A 19204-nucleotide genomic window follows, 5' to 3' on the forward strand; every position below is an offset into this window, starting at 1 on the left:
CTGTTAATAGGGTACGACAAGTTTGGAATGAGGCGGACCATGCGTCAAATCAGCGTTTTACTGCTATTCATACAAAATTGATATGATAGGATCCGGTGCGCGCGGCCGGAGCGGATCGGCCAAAATGTGTGCTTTTGAGGACCTCACATGAACTTCAAGCAAGTCGAGGCGTTCAGGGCCGTGATGACGACGCGTTCGATGACCACGGCAGCCGGACTCCTCCACACCTCTCAGCCGAATGTCAGTAGATGGATCTCGCTCCTGGAGCAGACAGTTGGGTTCACACTATTCCAACGAATCGGGACGCGGCTGGTCCCGACGGCGGAAGCGGAGGCGTTTTATGCCGACGTGGAACGCGCATTTCTCGGCCTGGAGTCCCTGGGAGAAAGCGCGGATTCGATTCGCCGCCGAGGGACCGGCTTGCTCCGCGTTGGCGCGGTAGGCTCGATTGCACACTGCGTGTTGCCGGACGCCCTTCAGATTTTCAGGAGTATGTTTCCAGACATACCGATTGTGGTTAATCTGGGGCGGTCCGATGTCGTCGCAAAATGGACGGCGACTGGTTTTTGTGATGTTGGATTCTGCTCTATTATCACTGATTTGCCGAGCCTGGATTTTGAACTGATCAATACTGCTCGGGGTGTGGTAATTGTCAATAGTTCGCATAGGCTGGCCGCGCATGATGTCGTGTATCCAAGCGATTTTGAGAATGAACACTTCATATCGCTGCCCATGGGTAGCCCAAACCGAAACCAGATAGATCGTCATTTCCCTAATGACCTCAGGCATCTCTCTATCGAGACGCCATACGCCTCGACAATTTGCACGATGGTTAGCAAGGACCTCGGCTCGTCTATCGTAAGTCCGATAGATTCCCGAGCGCTTCGAATGCAAAATGTTGTCGAGATCCCTTTTTCTGAAGTGGTTCCGTTCAATAGCTACGCCGTGACATCGGACCATTTTCCAGTGGGATTCCTGGCGAATCGACTAACAGACTGTGTGCGCCGTAGCTTCGAGGCCCTAAGACATTCAATAGACTGATTTTTGGACCAGTGGTTTTCCAACGACAGCAGATTGGGAAGTCCGTATTATCGATTGCCGGTTAAAGGCGGCACTGGATAGGCGCTTGCGGCGCCGAGAATCCACGCGGGTCTTAATTGCGGCCCGCTGGCCTCCGCCTGCCGCAGGTCCGGCGAGCGGCTGTGAGCGGTCATCCAAGCTGACGTTGCCGATCGCCTTCTCGTCGGCCGGTACGGTCATTGGTTTGCCTGGTTGACCGACCGAAAATGGCTGTGGATTCAACCGGTCGATGCAACACCCTAGAGGCTCTGTGAGCGGGGTGTTGCAAATGAAGCAAAGACGGCGGATCTACTACTCGGAAACCCAGAAGGCGTTGATGTGGGAGCGCTGGTCTCCGACAGGCATCTACTCGTCCCTTTCCGGTCATTCAGCTCTCGGCGGTCGTAATGGTCAGTCTAAGGGATGTTGGATGCATACTGAGGCTGCCCTAACGATCAGCGACAGTGTCGGATGCCATACCCGCGAGCGCACCACTATCGACATCCAGCCAGACTTGATGCGACGCCTCATCGTCTCGCAACATGGCGATCACAAGTTCGACATCTTTGGTGGCCTCCCGCATGTGAACAATCTGATTGGATCGCGTCACTAAAAAAATCATCAGAAGTCAGATCGTGTGTGCGATAGAAGCTCTTTACATCTGAGCTGTCAGGCTCAGCGCGAAGCGGCGGCCTTGGTCCACCATCCAGTTGCCGCTCAAGCCGTTGGCGCGACTACGCTCGTCCACGGGCACCATCTTGTTGGTCAGGTTCAGCACGGCAAAATTGATCGCGAGATTCTTGGATATGCGATACATGCCGCCTAGATCGAGCGTGGTGGTGGAGGGTCTTTCGCGTACGCCCTGGGCGCCATTGCGGAATGCTGCCCATTGCTCCTTGCCGATGTAGTTGATGTCGGCGTAGAGATTCAACTGGGGCAGGGGTGTCCAATTCACCTGCATATTGAGCTTGTGTTTTGGTGTCTTATCCAATGGGTAACCGTTCAGCGAGCTGCCATTGAATGCTCTTTCCGCTTTGCCCTCGCGTCGCGATTGGGTCATCGTGTACGACCCGGAGATCTTCCATTGCGTGGCCAGATGTGTGCCGGCGCCAAGTTCGAGGCCGTACAGTTTGACCTTGTCGATGTTGTTGTACGCGTAGATATTGCGGCCAGGGGAGTTGGGGTCAGCGACCCCTGTGTCGTAGCTGGTTACTTTGTTTTTGAGCAGGTTGTTGAATAGGGTGAGGCTGACTTGACTCCTGCCCTGGTCGTAACGCACGCCCAGCTCCTGCGTGAGGCTGGTTTCGGGCTTGAGGTTCGCGTTTCCGCACAAGGTGCCGGGGACAGCGCCCGCCACGCCGCCAGTTGTCATGCAATAGCCAGCGGTGCTCTGACGCAAAGTAGGGGGTTTGAAGCCGGAGGACACGCCGCCGCGCATCGTCCATGCTGGACTGATTTTGTATACGCCGTAAATGCGCGGGCTGACATGGCTGCCATATCGATCGTCATGGTCGAGCCGCACGCCGGTGGTCAGCGTGAATCTACTGTTGACGAAATAATCGTTCTCGCCGAACAGGGCCCAGGCATCGCGCTTGATGTTGTCCGAATTCGGCGCATGGCCCTTCGGTACCGCATCCTGCCTTCCCACGCCGGATAGCCGGGCCCAGATATGCTGACCGCCCGCGGTCAGGATATTGCGTTCTCCTGCCCATGGCACCTCCAGCTTCCCTTCGAGCACCGTGTCCGTGATGGCGGGCCTGATCGGAGTCTGGCCCGATGCCGTCCATTGGTCCTGCGTGCCCCGCTCTCCATACAGGGACAAGGTGGAGTTGCCGATGTCCCATCGCCCATCGTGCGTGACGCCCCAGTACTCGCGTGCATGGCGAGTCTCGACGATGGTCGTCGGCGCATTGCGTGGCGTTGCGGCCGCGATACTCCGTCCAGGCGTGCTGAGATAGGTCAGTTGCTCTCGTCCCGCGTTCAGGCTGAAATCCTGATTGCGCGCCGGCTTGACCGCCAGCTTGACGTCAAAGCTGAGGTCGCGTTGACCGTTTGCCCCGCTGGTGCCATTGAGCGGGTAATAGATATTGTCTTCGCCGCGATGCAACGCCTTGCCCGATACCTGCAAGCCGACCACATCTTTCTTGACCGGGCCGCCGACCCAGAAATCGATGCTCCGGGTGTCGCCCTGGTTTTTCTCCTGCTGCAACACGCCGCCGACGGTGACTGTGCCGCCCCATGTCTCGGGGACCTTGCGCGTGATGATATTGATCACGCCGCCCATCGCATCCGCGCCGTACAGGGACGACATCGGGCCCCGCACCACCTCGATGCGCTCGATCGCGCTCAACGGAGGTAGCAGATTGCCTTGAACGCCGGCCGTGCTCCGATTCATCGTCTCCCGGGTGTTCTGGCGCTTGCCGTCCACCAGCATCAGCGTGTATTCGCCCGGCATTCCGCGGATCGCGATGTCTTGGTCGTTCGGGCCGGCGCCCACCACGCTGACGCCTTCCACGGAACGCATGATGTCGGCCAGCGAGTTGTATGGTCTGGCCTCGATGTCCTTGCGAGTGATCACGGAAATGCTGGCCGGGGCCTCCTGGATGGCCTGCTCGCGCTGACTGGCAGTCACGACCACGGTCCCCAGCGTTACGTCGCCATCTGATGGCTTCGCCGGCTGTATCTGCGCCCAGGCACTGGATGCACCCAGGACGCCGGCAGCCACCGCGGACTTGAGGGCAAAACAGGGTAAGGAATGTGACATGATTTCAATTTAGGTAATGAGATGCATTCGCGTTTGCATTATCTAGGTTGAAAGCATGCGAAGTGTTTGCGCAAGAAACGAACTTGTTTGCGCGCCTGTCTTCAACGCTGACCGCTGCGCTGGGCAAGTTTCGGTGTTACCCCGAAACGCCGTTTGTAGGCAGTGGCGAAATTTGCAGGGCTGGTGTAGCCGGCTAGTGCCGCCGCTTGCTTGATGCTGAGGGCATCGCGCTCCAGCGCCAGCCGGGCTCGCTGAAGGGCGCTCTCGCGCAAGAAGTCGAAGATGGTCGTGCCGTAGGCGCTACGGAATTGCCGCTGCATGGTATTGGCGTTCATGCCCATCTGGCGCGCCATATCCTCGAGCGAAAGCTGGTTGGCTGCCGCACCGCTAAGGAATGCCCGCAGCTCCGCCATGCGGCAATACCCTCTTGGGCTAAGGCCTGTCGTATTCGTCTGCGCAATGTTGTGGATGATGCTCTGGCTGCCCCGGGGCGGCGCTAATGCCTCTGCCAGCAAGTCCAGCATGCGGCTTTCCAGGTAAATGGCCTGCAAGATCGGTTCATAGGCAGGCGGTCGGACGATCTGCTCGGCCAGGGCTATCGCGCGTGGCGTAGGTTGCCAAGGCTGCGCCAGCAGGTGGGAGGACAGCAGGGAACGCAAGCGCGCCGGCATCGCCGCACAACTGGCCTCCTGGAGGTGCTGCAGCCATTGGTCGGAGATGACGAAACTAAGTCGTCGCGCATAGTTTCCTCTATGGATTCGACGGCTGAAGGTTTCGGGCTCGATGGCGTTCATCAGGAATGCCTGAGCGCAGCTCGGCCACCCATGGGAAATCTCGTGTGCGCTGCGTGGGCAGGCGGTCGTCAGTACCACGCGCCGGTTGCCATACGACAGGTCCAGATTTCCCTCGAGCAGCAGCACCAGGTGTAGGCCGGGGGCGCAGCGCCCGGAGGCGGTGCCATCGAATTCGTCCGTCGCGTCATCGGCGTGCATTTGCAGGCCTGGTCGCACTTCACGGATCTTGGCAATGTGTGCAGCAAATCCTGGCTTGCTGGGATCAGGAAGACGGTCTTCGAGCGCATCCATGCTGCCTACCCTTTTGAGCTTGGCGGCGCCGGCCGCGTATCCGGCGGGGCAGCGCAAACCATTTCGTTGCTTTGCCAAACAAACGGCGCCACATCGCACATCCCTTTCAGGATAGAATTAAATGAGAATCATTAGCATTATCGAGGTGAGCGTGAGAAAGACAAGCAAATTTTTGTTGCGGATCTGCGCGGTGGTGCTGTGTTGCGCGCTCAGCGCAGCGCAGGCACAGGAGACCGTCACCGATCTGGCAGGCCGCAGCGTCCGCAACTCCGCCGGCACCGCTCGCATCCAGCCGGTCGCGCTGCAGGGCGAGTACTGGAGGAGCCTCGGGCTTTGACATGCCGATATCCGTATCCATATCCGCATCCATCACGCGCCGCACGCTGTTGTCGGCGGGCCTGGGGAGCGCGCTCTCCGGTTGCGTCACATTCATGAAATCCAGCGCCTCGTCCCGTGACTTGCCGAGCCTCGCCGCCTCGGCGCCCGTTCAGGTCCCAGCGAGCCGGCAGCTCGACGTGACGATCGCCGGGCAACGCCGGCGCATTTTCGTCGCATTGCCGCCGGAGCCCGCGCCGCAGCAGGGATATCCCGTCTTGTACGTGCTGGACGGTAACGCGTTGTTTCCCTTGCTCGCGCAGCTGGCGCGCAACCGTGCCGCGCGCCCCGATGGCGCGCAGGCCAGCACGCCGGTAGTGGTCGGGCTGGGATATGCCACGGATGCCCCTTACGACATGCAGGGCCGCACCGACGACTACACCTTGGCCGCGACGCCTGGCCCGACGCCCGGAGCGAGCCGCAGCGGCGCAGATCGATTCCTGGCCTTCCTCGAGCATGATGTGCAGCCGTGGCTGGCGCGGCAGCTACCCATCGATCCACAGCGGCAGATCCTGTTCGGCCACTCCTATGGCGGATTGCTGACCTTGTACGCGTTGTTCACCCGCAGCCGCATGTTTCAGAGCTACATCGCGGCCAGCCCGTCCATCTGGTGGGGCGATCGCGCCATCCTGCCATTCCGGGACCAGTTCGTGCGGCAGGCGTCGCCGCTTCAGCAGTCCGCCGGCTTGCTGATCACGGCAGGCAGCCTTGAAGAAGGCATGCCGAACGCGGATCCGGAACGCGCGCGCCGCCAGCAGGCGCGCAAGCAGGTTAGCTCCGCTCGCGCCCTCACGCAGAGCCTGCAGGGCGTGCAGGGATTGCGGGCCGAGTTCCGTCTGCTGGAGGGCGAGGACCACGGCAGCCTGGTTCTCCCCAGCGCTGCCTTGGCCGTCAGCATAGCCTGCGCCCCGCCGTCAATCGGAGCGCCGGCATGAGCATGCAGTTCCGGGCCTCGCGTCCATCGCTCAGGACGCGCTACCGTGCGGTCGCCGCGCGTCGCCAGGCCGCGCTGCTGTTGCTGGCTTGCGTGCTCGCGGCGCTCCTGGGGGCGGACATCGCGGCCGGTCCGGCGCCATTTGCGATTCGTGGCATTCTGGGCGGCTTGCTTCGCCCCGACAGCCTGCTCATGGAACTGCGCGTCATTTTGTGGAATGTGCGTCTGCCTGCTGCAGGCGCTCCTGCGCATCATTGAGCGAGGTTGAACGCTCAAGAAGAGGCAAGCGACACCCTCGCCTCGAGGAGCGAACCACCCGGGAACCCGCGCCACGGTGCGGGTTTCGTCCTTTCTGCTTTCAGAAGTTGTCGACTTAAGGTGGCTACTGGCATCGTTAGATTTGCCGGTATATGCTGCGGTTTGCTTGTAAGCCCCGCGCGCTTGACTACGATGATTGCAAGGTACCCTCGGAAGCGATGTGGCGGCCGCTACCTGCCGCCCACGGGCAGGCGCCGAAGCAAGAAGGAGAAGACCATGAAGACGTGTTCCCTGCAGCTTGCGCCACTGGCGGCGGGCATGCTGCTCTCGTTGGGCGCCGCCATGCCGGCTTGCGCCGAAGAGCCTGCCATGGGCGGGATGGAGATGGTCAATCCATCTGCCGTGAAATGGGGCGATGCACCCGAATCGCTGCCCAAGGGTGCCAAGCTCGCGGTGCTCTATGGCGACCCCGGCAAGGAAGGCCCGTTCGTGATTCGGCTCAAGACGCCGGCCGGTTACAAGATACCGCCCCACTGGCACACCCAATCCGAGTATCTGACTGTTATCTCGGGGGTGCTCTATCTTGGCGCAGGCGACAATATGGACGCCGCCCAGGCACATGCGCTGAAGACGGGGGGCTTCCACTATTTGCCGGGCAAGGCGCACCACTATGCGTTTTCCAAGACGTCGACCGTCGTCCAGATCCACGGCTCGGGGCCACTCGACATCAACTACTATGGAGTGTCGCGGCCGTCGCCGGGAGGTGGTGAACCCGGACCACGCGCAAGCCAGCACTCCCATCTGTCCCAGCCCTTGCCGCCGCGGTGTTTGTCCCCGTGGCGCCGGCACCCATCCGCCGGACCCCCGTCGCCGCGCCGGAATAGGTTAATCTTCCGCGCAGATGACCGGCCTCAACCTCTCGGCGCCGGGGCGTCCTCCGCCCCGGCGCCGGCTCTCGTATCCCATGATGAACGAACCTTCTCGCCCGCAGCTCGTTGGGGAGCATTCCTCCATCGTCGCTCTGCGTGAACTGGTCGCCCGCGTCGGGCGCAGCCAGGCTAGCACCGTGCTGATCTATGGCGAGACCGGGACGGGGAAGAGCCTGGTGGCGCGCATGCTCCACGCGCAATCCAATCGGGCCGGGCGCGAGTTCATCGATATCAATTGCGCTGCGATTCCGGCCCAGTTGCTCGAATCCGAGTTGTTTGGCCATGAACGCGGTTCGTTCACCGGCGCGGTCAGCAGGAAGGAGGGACTGATCGAGGCGGCCAATGGCGGCACGGTCTTCCTGGACGAAGTCCGCGAGCTGGATCCGGTGATGCAGTCAAAGATCCTGACGCTGCTGGACACGCGGCGTTTCCGCCGGGTCGGCGCGGTGCGTCCCATCAGCGTGGATGCCCGCTTTATCGCCGCGACCAACAAGATCCTGTTGAGCGAGGTCAAGGCCGGCAAGTTTCGCGAGGATCTGTACTACCGGCTGCAGGTGATCGCCATCAATATCCCGCCGCTGCGCGAGCGCGGCGACGATATCTTCCTGCTCGCGAGCAGCGCGCTGGCGAAGTACAACGCGCAGTACGGCAGCCATATCCAGCGGCTGGATCCGGAGGTGGAGCGTATCTTTCGCGCGTACCGGTGGCCGGGCAACGTGCGGGAGCTCGAGAACCTGCTGGAGCGCATCTGCCTGCTCGAGGAAGGCGATTGCATCCGGCCGTGTCATCTGCCGGCGCGCATCCTGCGCGACGTGGAGCGCCTCTCGGATGCCCAGGATGATGCGGTGTTGCCGCTGGCTGCAATGAACGGGCATGCGGCTTTGGATCGGGGGCAGGATTATCACGAGGCGACGGCGCGTTTCCAGCGCGGGCTGATCGAGCAGGCGCTGGCCTCGTGCCAGCAGAATTTCAGCGCGACGGCCGAGAGGCTGGGGCTGAGCCGGCACGCGCTGCGGCACCAGATGATGAAGCTGGGTTTGGCGGCTTCGCAGGCGGGAAACGACGCAGGGAATGCGTGAATTTCACGCATGATAGGCTCCGAGTTGCGTGTGAGCCACGCATCACGCAAACCAATTATTCGCTAACTCACTGAAAAACAAGAGTATTTAGCTGCCCTGCAAGTTGGCATGCAACCTGCTGTAGATGATCTGTCAAGCCCGGCTCGGGGAAGACACCATCTGGAGAACCCTGCATGCAGTCCCTGAAGATCATTTGCCCCAATGGCCATCTCGGCTTCGCGCCGTTGCGCACCGAGAGTTTTGGGTCTCGACGAGTCCCGAAGCGTGGCAACGCCACGATCTGGAGCAAATGTTGCTGGCGTCGCGCCGGCTTGGCGTGCCGATGATCATCGGCTCGGCCGGCGATACGGGATCGAACAGCCGCGTGGACCTGTACGTGCGGATCATCGGCGAACTGGCCGCCAGGCATGGCCTGAAGAAGTTCCGGGTCGGCTACTTCTATTCCGAGGTGGACAAGGCCTTTCTGCGCGAGTCGATGCGGGCGGGAAGGGCGGTGAGCGGGCTCGACGGCTTTGCAGACCTGACCGAAAGCGAGCTCGATGCGACCGACCGTATCGTCGCCATGGCCGGTGTCCATCCCTATGTAGAGCTGCTGCGCCAGGGCGCCGACGTGATCATCGGCGGGCGCAGCTCGGATGCCGCGGTCTTTGCCGCGCCGGCGCTACACCACGGTTTTTCCGCCGATCATTCCTATTACCTGGGCAAGGTGCTCGAGTGCGCGTCGTTCTGTGCCGAGCCCTATGGCGGCAAGGAGACCGTGATGGGCGTAATCTCGCACGAGGACGTCCAGGTCACGGCGATGCATCCAGAGCAGCGCTGTACCGTCGCCTCGGTATCCGGCCATGCAATGTACGAGCGCTCCAATCCGTTCGAGGAGTTCGTCGCTGGCGGCAAGCTGGACATGACGCATTGCCGCTACGAGCAGATGGGCGATCGCACCACGCGCATCACGGGCTCGCGCTTTATCGAGGCGGAAACGGTCCGGGTCAAGCTGGAAGGGGCAGGGAAGGTGGGCGAGCGCTTCGTCGGCTTGTGCGGCATCCGCGACCCTTACACCGTGGCCAATGTGGACCGGGTGATTGCGTGGGCGCGCGAGCAGGTGCGCGCGCGTTTTGGCGACAGCGGCTATCAACTGCACTACAACGTGTACGGCCGCGATGGCGTGATGGGCGAGCTGGAGCCGCTGCGCGACCGGCCGGGGCATGAGCTCTGCGTGCTGGTGCAAGGGGTCGCCCCGACCCGCGAGATGGCTGAGGAGGTGACGATGATCGGCTTGCGCCAGATGTTCTATGCGCGGCTGCCTGACGTCAAAGGCACGGCCGGTTCGGTGTCGTTCCCGCTGGATGAAGTCCTGCACGCCAGCGCGGCCTACCGTTGGACGCTGAACCACACGGTGGAGGTGCAAGACCCCATGGCGCTGTTCCCCACCCACCTCATTGAAGTTGGCGTCTGAGCCTGGAGCCGCAAAAGACCACGATGACCACGACAACGACGACGACAACGATGACAACGCAAAAACTGCATCAACTCGCCAAGACCATCCGCAGCAAGAACGCGGGCGTCAACAAGATCACCTTCGATATCATCTTTCGCGAGGCGGCCGAGTACGAACGGGTCAAGCGCTCGCGCGTGCTGAGCCGGGAAAGCATGGCCGCGCTTTACGCGATTCCGCTCGAACGGATCTCGGATTTCGTCGAATACGATCCTGCGTATGCCATCAAGTTCACGATCTATCGCACCCGCCCCAGCGGCAGCGCCGGCGATGGCGACATCTTTGGCGCCCAGCAGTACGCGCCGCTGCTGGACCTTGATATCCCTGCCTAGGCAGGACATCGCCGGATTCCGCGGGACCCCGGGTGGACACCCGGCACCCTGTTCCTGACAGCCATGCTGCTCTACCCATTGAGATAGGAGCGCCGAATGCGAAAGACGTTAGCCCACATTGCGTTGTTGCTTGCCGCGATGTCCGCGGTAACCATGGTGGCGGCCCAGACCGATGCCAAGGTGCCGCCTTTGATGAGAATCGTCGTGCCGTTCTCGGCGGGCGCGAGCAACGACGTGATCGCGCGTGCGATCGCGCCGGGGCTGGCAAAGCGCCTGGGGACTACGGTCATCGTGGAAAACAAGCCCGGGGCGGCCGGCGTCGTTGGTGCCGATTCGGTTGCCAAGGCGCCACGGGACGGGTCCGTGCTGCTACTGACGTCATCGACATTCCTGACCGCTGCCGCCACCCAGCCTCGCTCGCCCTACGATCCGCTGGCCGCGTTCGCGCCGGTGTCCATGGTCGCCGAGGGGCCGTTGTTGCTGGCGGTCTCGTCCTCGACCCAGATCAAGTCGCCGGCCGAGCTGATTGCGGCAGCGCGCGCCAAGCCGGGCGCGCTGACCTACGGCTCGGCGGGAATCGGTTCGCTGGCGCAGCTGGCGACGGAGTTGCTGTGCGACATCTCGAAAGTCCAGATGATGCATGTCCCGTACAAAGGGGCTTCCAACGCGATGATCGACCTGGCCGCGGGGCAGATCGACGTCATGATGTCCAACTACAGTTCGCTGGTGACGCAGCTCAAGTCCGGCAAGGTACGGGCGCTGGCGGTGACCTCGCCGCGGCCGAACCCGGCGTTTCCCGAATTGCCTTCGCTGGCGGCATCGGTGCCGGGCTATGGGATCGAGATCTGGGTCGGTGTCCTCGCGCCCGCCGGCACGCCCGCGCCGCTGGTCCAGAGGCTGAACCGCGAGATCAATGAGATCGCCGCTTCGCAGGATGTGCGTGTCGTGCTGGAACCGGACGGCTCGGTGCCCAAGGCAATGAGTCCATCCGAATTCGGCGCGCGCATGAGGCAGGATCTTGCGCAGTGGAAGCATATCGCCAGCGACAGGAAGATCGTGGCGCAGTGATCAGTGGGGGGGGGGCGGCCTCAGGCGCCGTCCAGCAAGTCGTTCGCGTTCAGGATCGCGTACGCTATATCGGGCTTTGTCTCAAGGCAACGGCGTATTGCCGCGGGAATAGCCTGCTTGGTCTTGCGGCACAAGCCGGTTTGCTCCTCGACCTGGATGCTGATGCCGCGCACAGTGCGCACTTCGTGGATGCTGGGCGTGATGGTCAGCACGATGCCCAGTTGCGCATGCATGCGCTTTTCCATGTCCTTGAGTTCGGCAAGGCTCGACAGGCTTTCCAGGCGGGCGATCAGCCGCTTTTCCTCTTCCCGGGTCAGTTTCAGGATCCGCATGTCGGATTGCGGGTCGTCCAGCAGCGCTTCGCGACCGCATGTGCAGGCGCCGGGCGGACACTCCTTGCGAATCGGAAAAGGGACGTTCATGTCGTCGAGGCGATGTGCGCCTCATCCGGAGGGGGAGGGGATATCTTAAATCAAGAGGCCAACCGGGCGCTGGCCCTATCGGCGCAACGGCAGAGCCCGGCCATCGTGCCCGGATGATTAGCGTGCAGTGCCGCTTCGACGGAACCACGCAAGGCCGGCGCGAGCCAAGGCGGCTCGCCATGCGTTCCCAATGCCTAAGTCACGATAATGATTCTCATTTATAATTCTCCGGACCGACACCGCCCGGATCTTGGCGGCGCGCCCCTGGCCGCCATGCCCGGCTTTCACTTGAGGCCTCCCATGCCCGTATTCCAACCCGCCCACACGCCCGCACCGGACGCCGCCAGCGCGTATAGCGCATGACCCAGGCCCGGGACTTCGAATGCCTGGCACAGGAGCATGGTGTGCTGATGCTGCAATATGGCGATGCGCAGGCGCGTTGCAGCGAACTGCTGCTTGCGCAGGGCGCCGAGATCGCGCGCTTGCAGGCCGAGGCCATGCGCCTTCGCGCCGCGGTGATCGTGCGCGACACGGCGCTGGCCTATGCGCGCGAGGATGGCGCGGTGCCGATCCGCCATGGACGCATGAGCTGGCGTGGCCGCGGCCGCGCGCTGTGGACGCGCCTGCGGTCGCGCAGCGTGTGGTGGAGATGGCAGGTGGCCGGTTTCTGCACCACGATGGCGGCGACGCCGCCGATCCCGACGACGGGGCGGCACTGGAGGCTAGCCTGATCGCAGCCGACCTGGTGATCTGCCAGGCAGGCTGCGTCAGCCACAATGCCTATTGGCGCGTGCGGGACCATTGCACGCGGACGGGCAAGCAATGCGTGCTGGTCGAGCAGCCGCAGGCCATGCAGTTCGTGCGCGGCGCGCAAACGCCGCAAGCGAGCCAGCAGGAATGACCGGCGCGCCAAGCGTGCCATGGAACCCTATGGGGAGGATGTAATGTCAGCCGATATCGATTTGGCCGATCTGGCCGAACTGGCGCTTTCCGACGCGCAGCGGACGGCGTTTGGTTTCCTGCTGACGCGGCAATCGCCGTGGCCGCTGGGTGCGCCCGCGCCGTCGCCGAAGGAGCTGGACCTGGTATTCGAGGCGGCCTTGCGGGCGCCGGATCATGGCCAGCTCCAGCCCTGGCGCTTTATCGTGATCCGCGACGAGGCGCGCGCCGCGCTCGGCGAGGTGTTCGTGCGGGCGGCGCAGGCCCGCGACCCGCAAAGCGATGGCGAGCGCTTCCGGGTCAAGGCCATGGCTGCACCGATGCTGATTGCGCTTGGCGTGCACGTGGAGCGTGGGCACAAGGTGCCGGAGATCGAGCAGTTGCTGGCTACGGCCGCGGCCACCATGAATATGCTCAACGCCCTGCATATCCTGGGTTACGGCGGCTTCTGGGCAACTGGCCTGAACAGCTATGACGAAAGCGTCCGGCAGGCACTCGGCCTTGGCGAGGAGGAAACGCTGCTTGGCTTCCTGTATGTCGGTACACCCAAGGAAGCAGTGCGCCCGGCCAGCAGGCCGGCGCCCGAGGGCTTTGTCCGCGAGTGGCGGGGGCCGGCCTGAGGCTTGCAGGCGCCATGGCCCCGGGATGGGTTGAACGTCATCCGATTTGCAAGAGACGCGCCGGCTCGGTTACCCATGCGGTTTCATGCCCGCTCGCCGGTTTGCGCCCGCCCGCGGCCCCCAGCGGCCGGCGGGCGAGAAATCGCCGGAAGGTTTATCCTCGCCGTGTCGCGCGACCCGCCGCGTCTGGCAATCACCATCCAAGGACACCCCCATGTCACTCTCGATGTATGAAGTATCGATCCCGGCCTTTATCCGGGCTTTCGGCAGCCTGTCGGCCATCCTGGACAAGGGCGCCGCATTCGCGCAGGCGCAGGGCATGGATCCGGCCGACCTGATCCAGACCCGCCTGGTGGCGGACATGGACCCGCTGTCGGCACAGGTGCAGCGCGCCAGCGACGCCGCAAAGGGCTGCGCGGCGCGGCTGGCGGGCGTCGACATGCCCGCCTTTGCCGACACCGAGACCACCTTCGCGGAACTGCAGGAGCGCATCGCCAAGACCGTGGCTTTCCTCAAAGCCATCCAGCCGGCCCAGCTTGAGGGGAGTGAGACGCGCACCATCGAGCTCAAGCTGCGCCCCGAGCCCGTCACCTTCGACGGCAAATCCTATCTGCTGGGCTTTGCGCTGCCGAACTTCTATTTCCACGTGACCACCGCCTACGACATCCTGCGCCATAAGGGTGTGCAGATCGGCAAGCGCGACTACCTCGGTCTGTCGTGGCGGCACGCGCTTGCACGCGCAGTCACCATGGAGAGGCATTGGCATGAGCGGCAGGCCCCGTGAATTCGAAGGTGAGGACGTCATCGAAGCCGCGATGGACGTGTTCTGGTCGCACGGCTATGAGGGCAGTTCCACCCAGGAACTGTGCGAGCGCACCGGCCTGGGCCGCGGCAGCCTGTATAACGCCTTTGGCAACAAGCAGGCGCTTTATATGGCGGCGCTGCGCTTCTACCACGAACGCGCCATCCACACGCAGAACGGCATCCTGAACGGTCCGGGCACGGCCAGGGAGCGGTTGCGGCGCCTGCTGGAATGGGGCATCGGCGAAGACCTCGAGGCCGACAACCGGCGTAGCTGCATGGCGCTGTTCGCCGCCATGGAGCGCGGCCGCAAGGATCCCGCCGTGAGCGAGATCACGCGCGCCTACGCCGCGCGCCTCGAGGGTGCGCTCTGCCATGTCTTCGCGCTGGGGCAGCGTGCCGGGGAGTTCACCGCCGAGCGGCCCGCGCTGGAGCAGGCCCGCGCCTTCATGAGCAGCTATTACGGCCTGCGTGTCCTGGGGCAATCCATGGCCGACAGTGCCTTCCTGCATGACGTGCTGGAGGGGACGATGGCGCGGTTGTAGATAGATTCGGGTTGCCCGCGCCGGCTTGGCGTGGTGGGTCCGCGGTCCACGTGACCGCTTTTCTTTGGTCTATTTTGTACTGATTGGTAAAGATTTGGCAAAAATTTTGCCCGAGATTCGGGACGACGCTTTCACGGAGAGATTCTGCAATGCCAATAGTGATTTACATCTTGGGCGCAACCATCTTTGCGCTCACCACGTCCGAGTTCATGGTGGCCGGCATGATGCCGTCCCTGACCGCGGCCTTCGGCGTGACGGTGACCGAGATCGGCTACCTGATCTCGCTCTATGCGGCGGGGATGGTGGTCGGAGGGCCGCTCTTGACCGTTGGCCTGCTGAAGCTGCAGGTGCCGCACAAGCGGGCGCTGCTATGGCTGCTGGCCATTTACACCGTCGGTGGGGCGATGGCCGCCATGGCGCCGGGCTACGGCACCCTGGCCGTGGCCCGGGTCGTGACCGGCGTGGCCGGGTCGGCCTGCTTCGGCGTGGCGCTGGCGATTTGCGCCGATATCATGGGTCCCGAAGCGCGCGGCCGCGCTGCCTCGATCGTGCTGGGCGGGCTGATGCTGTCCACCGTCTGCGGGGTGCCGATTGCCACGGTGGTTGACGCGCATTTTGGCTGGCGCGCCAGTTTCTGGCTGGTGGTGGCGCTGACGATACTGTGCGGGGCCATCATTACCGCCATGGTGCCGCCGTCGCGCAAGGCGCAAGGCGCCAGCCTCGGCGCGGAACTCGCGGCGTTCAGGAGCCGCGACCTGTGGGCGGCCTTCACCACCAGCGCGCTGATCATCGGCGCCACCTTTGCCGCGTTCAGCTTTTTCGCGCCCATCGTTACGGAAGTTGCGGGCTTTCCGGCCGGCGCGGTGCCGGTTTTGCTGGTGGTCTATGGCATCGCCAATGTGGTCGGCAATGCCATCGTGGGCCGGTTTGCCGACAAGTACACGATGCCCATCCTGCTGGGCGGGCTGATTGTGCTGGCGATCACGCTAGCCATCTTCGCAAGCTTCGCCGGCAACAAGGTTGTCAGCGTGGCGGGACTGATCATGATCGGCCTGGCCGGCGTGCCAATGAACCCGGCCATGATGGCCCGCGCCATGCGGGCCGCCCATCCTGGTCCGCTGGTCAATACCGTGCATACGTCGGTCATCAATATCGGGCTGGCGGTGGGTTCCTGGCTGGGCGGGCTTGGCATCGGTGCGGGCTACGGTTTGCGCTCGCCGCTGTGGGTCGGCGCCGGGCTGGCGATGATCGGGGTCCTGAGCCTGTTGCCCTACCTTGGCTTCTGGCGCCGGGTCGGCATGCCGTCGCTTGAATCCCCGCGGTAATACCGTAATAGCCAGCCAGGCGTGCTGGGCTCAGGCCCCGCCAGCGGCCAGCTTGCCACCGGCCGCGGGCTGCGCTTCGAGCCGGTCCAGGCGCCCGCTCAACACGGTCAGGCCGAGCGCCACCAGCACCACCAGCGCGCCGATCCACGGTGTATGCATCAGGCCCATGTGGGTCACGATCAGGCCGCCGGCCCAGGCCGCGCCGGCAATCCCCAGGTTGAAGGCCGCGATGTTCAGGCCCGAAGCCACATCGACAGCGCCCGGCGTATAGCGTTCGGCCTGCTTGACCACGTAGACCTGCAGGGCCGGCACATTGCCGAAGGCGACCGCGCCCCAGGCCAGCACGGTGGCGATCACCAGCCAGCGGTGTGGCGCGGTGAAGGTCAGTGCGAACAGCACGATCGCCAGCAGCAGGAGATGTTGCCGGCTGCGACCGATACGCCGTACACCAGCATCACCAGCCCGACCGCGCCAGCGCTAAAGCCTGATACGTCCTGCAGGATGGGGGCCAGGAAGGTGAAAGGGATGAACGAGCCGCCGTAGCCGATCGCAGTCTTGGCGTAGACCAGCAGCAGGCGCGGTTCGGCCAGTACCTTTGCCTGTTGCAGCAACGAGGCCGGGGCGCCATGGCGGATATTGGCCGGGATGAACATCAGGCTGCCGACAAAGGCGACCAGGCCGAGCGCCGACACCGCGAGGAAGGTCTCGCGCCAGCCGAAATGCTGGCCGATCAAGGTGCCCAGCGGCACGCCGGTCACTAGCGCCACGGTCAGGCCGGTGAACATGATGGCGATGGCGCTCGCGGCCTTTTCCTTCGGCACCAGGCTGGTGGCGATGGTCGAGCCGATCGAGAAGAACACGCCGTGGGCCAGTCCGGTCAGGATGCGCGCCAGGATCAGCGATTCATAGCCCGGCGCCTTCCATGCCAGCAGGTTGCCCAGCGTGAACAGGGCCATCAGCGACAGCAGCAGCGCCTTGCGCGGCAGGCGGCCGGTGAGGGCGGTCAGCACCGGGGCGCCGATGGCCACGCCGAGCGCATAGAGGCTGACCAGCAGGCCGGCCGACGGCAGGGTGATGTGCAGATCCGCGGCGATGGTGGGGATCAGGCCGACGATGACGAATTCGGTGGTCCCGATGGCAAACGCGCTGATGGTCAGCGCGAACAGGGCAATGGGCATGGTGGGCTCCAGGAGCGTCCGGAATTAGGATGGACGCAGTTTGCCGCTGTCTTTTTTGCGGATTAAGTGGGTGATCTGGATAAGATATTTGATTAGTATTCAACAATGAAGATCACACTCGAAGAACTGCAGGCCTTTGCCACCGTGGTGGACAGCGGGTCCATCACGGCTGCGGCCGAGCAACTGGGGCAGACCGTCTCCGGCATCAGCCGCGCGCTGAGCCGCCTGGAGGACAAGGTGGGCACCACCTTGCTGCATCGGACCACGCGCCGGCTGGCGCTGAGCGAGGAGGGCGATGCCCTGCTGGCCCATGCGCGCGCCATCCTGGCCTCGGTGGAACTGGCCGAGGAGCAGATGGCGGTGCGCCGGCAGCGGCCGGCGGGGCGGTTGCGGGTGAATGCAGCATCACCTTTCATGCTGCATGTGATCGTGCCGCTGATCGGGGAATTCCGGCGTGCGTATCCGGAAATCGAGCTGGAGCTCAACACCAATGATCAGATCATCGACCTGCTCGAGCATCGCACCGACGTGGCAATCCGCATCGGCCCGCTGCGAGATTCGACGCTGCACGCCCGGCCGCTGGCCAGCAGCCGGGTGCGCGTGCTGGCCAGCCCGGCCTATCTCAAGGCGCGGGGCCGCCCGGAGCGCGTGGCGGACCTTGCCGGCCACAGCCTGATCGGCTTCAACCAGCCGGAATCGCTGAATCGATGGCCCTTGCGCGGCACCACGGGGGAGGAGGTGCAGATCACGCCGCATCTGTCGGCATCGAGCGGCGAAACCCTGCGTCAGCTGGCGCTGGCGGGCGAGGGCCTGGTCTGCCTGTCGGATTTCATGACCGACACGGACCGGCGCCGTGGCGACCTGGTCCAGGTGCTGGTGAGGGACACCATCGACGAGCGGCAGTCGATCAACGCGGTCTACTACCTCAACACGCAGCTTTCGGCGCGCATCGCGAGTTTCCTGGATTTCGTCGGCGGCAAGCTGCGCGAGGTGGCCTGGGCGCAGCTTTAGCCGGCGCGGGCCCAGGCCTGCGGCTAAGCTGGGCCTTGGCAATAGGGGAAATCAAGGAGGCGGCTGGAGCAGATTGCGCTCCTGTGCGAAAATAGCGAGTTGGCCGCGGTTTTTTGGCCATGCGGTTGACCATTGAGCCTGACCATTGAGCCGCCGTTCGTCGCCAGTTGTTAGTTGCCCGCCGGGTATTCGCCGCGCGCCGCGCAGCGGCCGCAACGGTCGAGACGCTGCCCGCGCTGGCCGCCACACGGCCAGGCCAGCATGCCTTGCCGCCGTGGCGCATGATGACTGCATCACCGCACCACCCCACAGCACCACCTACAAGAGCTACTACAGCTTTACCAGCCAGCATGACTTACGCCGTCAAGGAAATCTTCTACACACTGCAGGGCGAAGGCGCCAACGCGGGCCGCGCAGCGGTGTTTTGCCGCTTCTCCGGATGCAATCTCTGGAGCGGCCGCGAGGAAGACCGTGCCAGCGCGGTCTGCCAGTTCTGTGACACCGATTTCGTCGGCACCGACGGCACCGAGGGCGGCAAGTACCGCACCGCCGAGGCGCTCGCCGACAAGGTGGCGGCCCAATGGCCGCAGGCCGTGGATAGCGCTGCCGCCGGGCGCCCGCTGGTGGTTTGCACGGGCGGCGAGCCGCTGCTGCAGTTGGATGCGCCGCTGATCGATGCGCTGCATGCGCGTGGTTTCGAGATTGCCATCGAGACCAATGGCACGCTGCCGGTGCCCCACGGCATCGACTGGGTTTGCGTGAGCCCCAAGATGGGCTCCGAGCTGGTGGTCACGCGCGGCGACGAGCTCAAGGTGGTGATTCCGCAGGATGGCCAGGACTTCGCCGCATATGAGCGCCTTGATTTCCGCTATTTCCTGGTGCAGGCCATGGATGGCCCGCTGGCACGGCAAAATACCGCGCTGGCGGTGGAATTCCGCTCTGGCGCCTTTCGCTGCAGACCCACAAGTTGCTCGGCATCCGGTAGGCA

The 19204-nt window shown here is 63.7% G+C and carries 17 protein-coding genes and 3 pseudogenes; 16 read left to right on the top strand and 4 right to left on the bottom strand.

Annotation, left to right across the window (positions count from 1 at the left end):
- Positions 1–147 precede the first annotated feature (147 nt).
- Complete coding sequence (locus OR16_RS19225; protein ID WP_006159615.1) at positions 148–1041, top strand: LysR substrate-binding domain-containing protein; 894 nt, start codon at positions 148–150, stop codon at positions 1039–1041.
- A gap of 673 nt (positions 1042–1714) precedes the next feature.
- Here the strand turns inward: OR16_RS19225 and OR16_RS19230 are convergent.
- Together OR16_RS19230 and OR16_RS19235 are read right to left on the bottom strand one after the other, a co-directional pair.
- Complete coding sequence (locus OR16_RS19230; RefSeq protein ID WP_043420331.1) at positions 1715–3823, bottom strand: TonB-dependent receptor domain-containing protein; 2109 nt, start codon at positions 3821–3823, stop codon at positions 1715–1717.
- Between the two features lie 101 nt (positions 3824–3924).
- A complete protein-coding gene (locus OR16_RS19235) occupies positions 3925–4908 on the bottom strand; it encodes a helix-turn-helix transcriptional regulator (RefSeq protein WP_100227932.1) in 984 nt (327 codons plus the stop codon).
- Between the two features lie 121 nt (positions 4909–5029).
- Here OR16_RS19235 and OR16_RS19240 point away from each other — a divergent pair, with 121 nt between their 5' ends.
- From OR16_RS19240 to OR16_RS19275, 8 genes are all read left to right on the top strand, one after another.
- The gene (locus OR16_RS19240; RefSeq protein WP_006159619.1) at positions 5030–5245 is read left to right on the top strand and encodes a hypothetical protein; all 216 of its coding nucleotides are present in this window, start codon (positions 5030–5032) and stop codon (positions 5243–5245) included.
- A gap of 1 nt (position 5246) precedes the next feature.
- Positions 5247–6218 (top strand): alpha/beta hydrolase, encoded by a 972-nt coding sequence (locus OR16_RS19245; protein WP_006159620.1) that lies wholly within the window; start codon positions 5247–5249, stop codon positions 6216–6218.
- Complete coding sequence (locus tag OR16_RS19250) at positions 6215–6475, top strand: hypothetical protein (protein ID WP_006159621.1); 261 nt, start codon at positions 6215–6217, stop codon at positions 6473–6475. Before OR16_RS19245 ends, OR16_RS19250 begins: the two co-directional genes overlap by 4 nt.
- A 276-nt stretch (positions 6476–6751) precedes the next feature.
- Positions 6752–7504: a cupin domain-containing protein gene (locus OR16_RS46025; protein ID WP_006159622.1), complete on the top strand. Its 753-nt coding sequence runs from the start codon at positions 6752–6754 to the stop codon at positions 7502–7504.
- Entirely contained in the window at positions 7440–8483 is a 1044-nt protein-coding gene (locus OR16_RS19260; RefSeq protein WP_006159623.1) for a sigma-54 interaction domain-containing protein, read from the top strand. Before OR16_RS46025 ends, OR16_RS19260 begins: the two co-directional genes overlap by 65 nt.
- Before the next feature lie 289 nt (positions 8484–8772).
- Positions 8773–9936, top strand: coding sequence for an acyclic terpene utilization AtuA family protein (locus tag OR16_RS19265; protein ID WP_006159624.1), 1164 nt, complete (start codon positions 8773–8775; stop codon positions 9934–9936).
- A 50-nt stretch (positions 9937–9986) separates the two neighbouring features.
- A complete protein-coding gene (locus OR16_RS19270; protein ID WP_006159625.1) occupies positions 9987–10307 on the top strand; it encodes a DUF4387 domain-containing protein in 321 nt (106 codons plus the stop codon).
- A gap of 96 nt (positions 10308–10403) precedes the next feature.
- On the top strand, positions 10404–11375 hold the full coding sequence (locus OR16_RS19275) for a tripartite tricarboxylate transporter substrate binding protein (protein WP_043420333.1): 972 nt from the start codon (positions 10404–10406) through the stop codon (positions 11373–11375).
- Between the two features lie 20 nt (positions 11376–11395).
- Here OR16_RS19275 and OR16_RS19280 read toward each other — a convergent pair whose 3' ends face one another.
- Positions 11396–11797, bottom strand: coding sequence for a hypothetical protein (locus OR16_RS19280; protein WP_006159627.1), 402 nt, complete (start codon positions 11795–11797; stop codon positions 11396–11398).
- 359 nt (positions 11798–12156) lie between these two features.
- Here OR16_RS19280 and OR16_RS40490 point away from each other — a divergent pair.
- From OR16_RS40490 to OR16_RS19310, 5 genes and pseudogenes are all read left to right on the top strand, one after another.
- Positions 12157–12698 (top strand): annotated as a pseudogene (locus OR16_RS40490) (DUF2325 domain-containing protein).
- A gap of 43 nt (positions 12699–12741) precedes the next feature.
- On the top strand, positions 12742–13356 hold the full coding sequence (locus OR16_RS19295; protein WP_006159628.1) for a nitroreductase family protein: 615 nt from the start codon (positions 12742–12744) through the stop codon (positions 13354–13356).
- A 214-nt stretch (positions 13357–13570) separates the two neighbouring features.
- Positions 13571–14140: a DUF1993 domain-containing protein gene (locus OR16_RS19300; RefSeq protein ID WP_006159629.1), complete on the top strand. Its 570-nt coding sequence runs from the start codon at positions 13571–13573 to the stop codon at positions 14138–14140.
- Positions 14121–14702 (top strand): TetR/AcrR family transcriptional regulator, encoded by a 582-nt coding sequence (locus tag OR16_RS19305; RefSeq protein ID WP_006159630.1) that lies wholly within the window; start codon positions 14121–14123, stop codon positions 14700–14702. The genes OR16_RS19300 and OR16_RS19305 overlap by 20 nt, the downstream gene beginning before the upstream one ends.
- A gap of 149 nt (positions 14703–14851) precedes the next feature.
- Entirely contained in the window at positions 14852–16027 is a 1176-nt protein-coding gene (locus tag OR16_RS19310; protein ID WP_043420335.1) for an MFS transporter, read from the top strand.
- Between the two features lie 30 nt (positions 16028–16057).
- Here OR16_RS19310 and OR16_RS19315 read toward each other — a convergent pair.
- A pseudogene (locus OR16_RS19315) lies at positions 16058–17205 on the bottom strand (MFS transporter).
- A gap of 105 nt (positions 17206–17310) precedes the next feature.
- Between OR16_RS19315 and OR16_RS19320 the strand changes: the two are divergent.
- Both OR16_RS19320 and queE read left to right on the top strand, forming a co-directional pair.
- Positions 17311–18216, top strand: a complete 906-nt coding sequence (locus tag OR16_RS19320) for a LysR substrate-binding domain-containing protein (protein WP_006159632.1) — start codon at positions 17311–17313, stop codon at positions 18214–18216.
- A gap of 350 nt (positions 18217–18566) precedes the next feature.
- A pseudogene (gene queE, locus OR16_RS19325) lies at positions 18567–19201 on the top strand (7-carboxy-7-deazaguanine synthase).
- Positions 19202–19204: the final 3 nt, after the last annotated feature.

This window comes from Cupriavidus basilensis OR16 (genome assembly GCF_000243095.1).
Classification (GTDB): domain Bacteria; phylum Pseudomonadota; class Gammaproteobacteria; order Burkholderiales; family Burkholderiaceae; genus Cupriavidus; species Cupriavidus basilensis_D.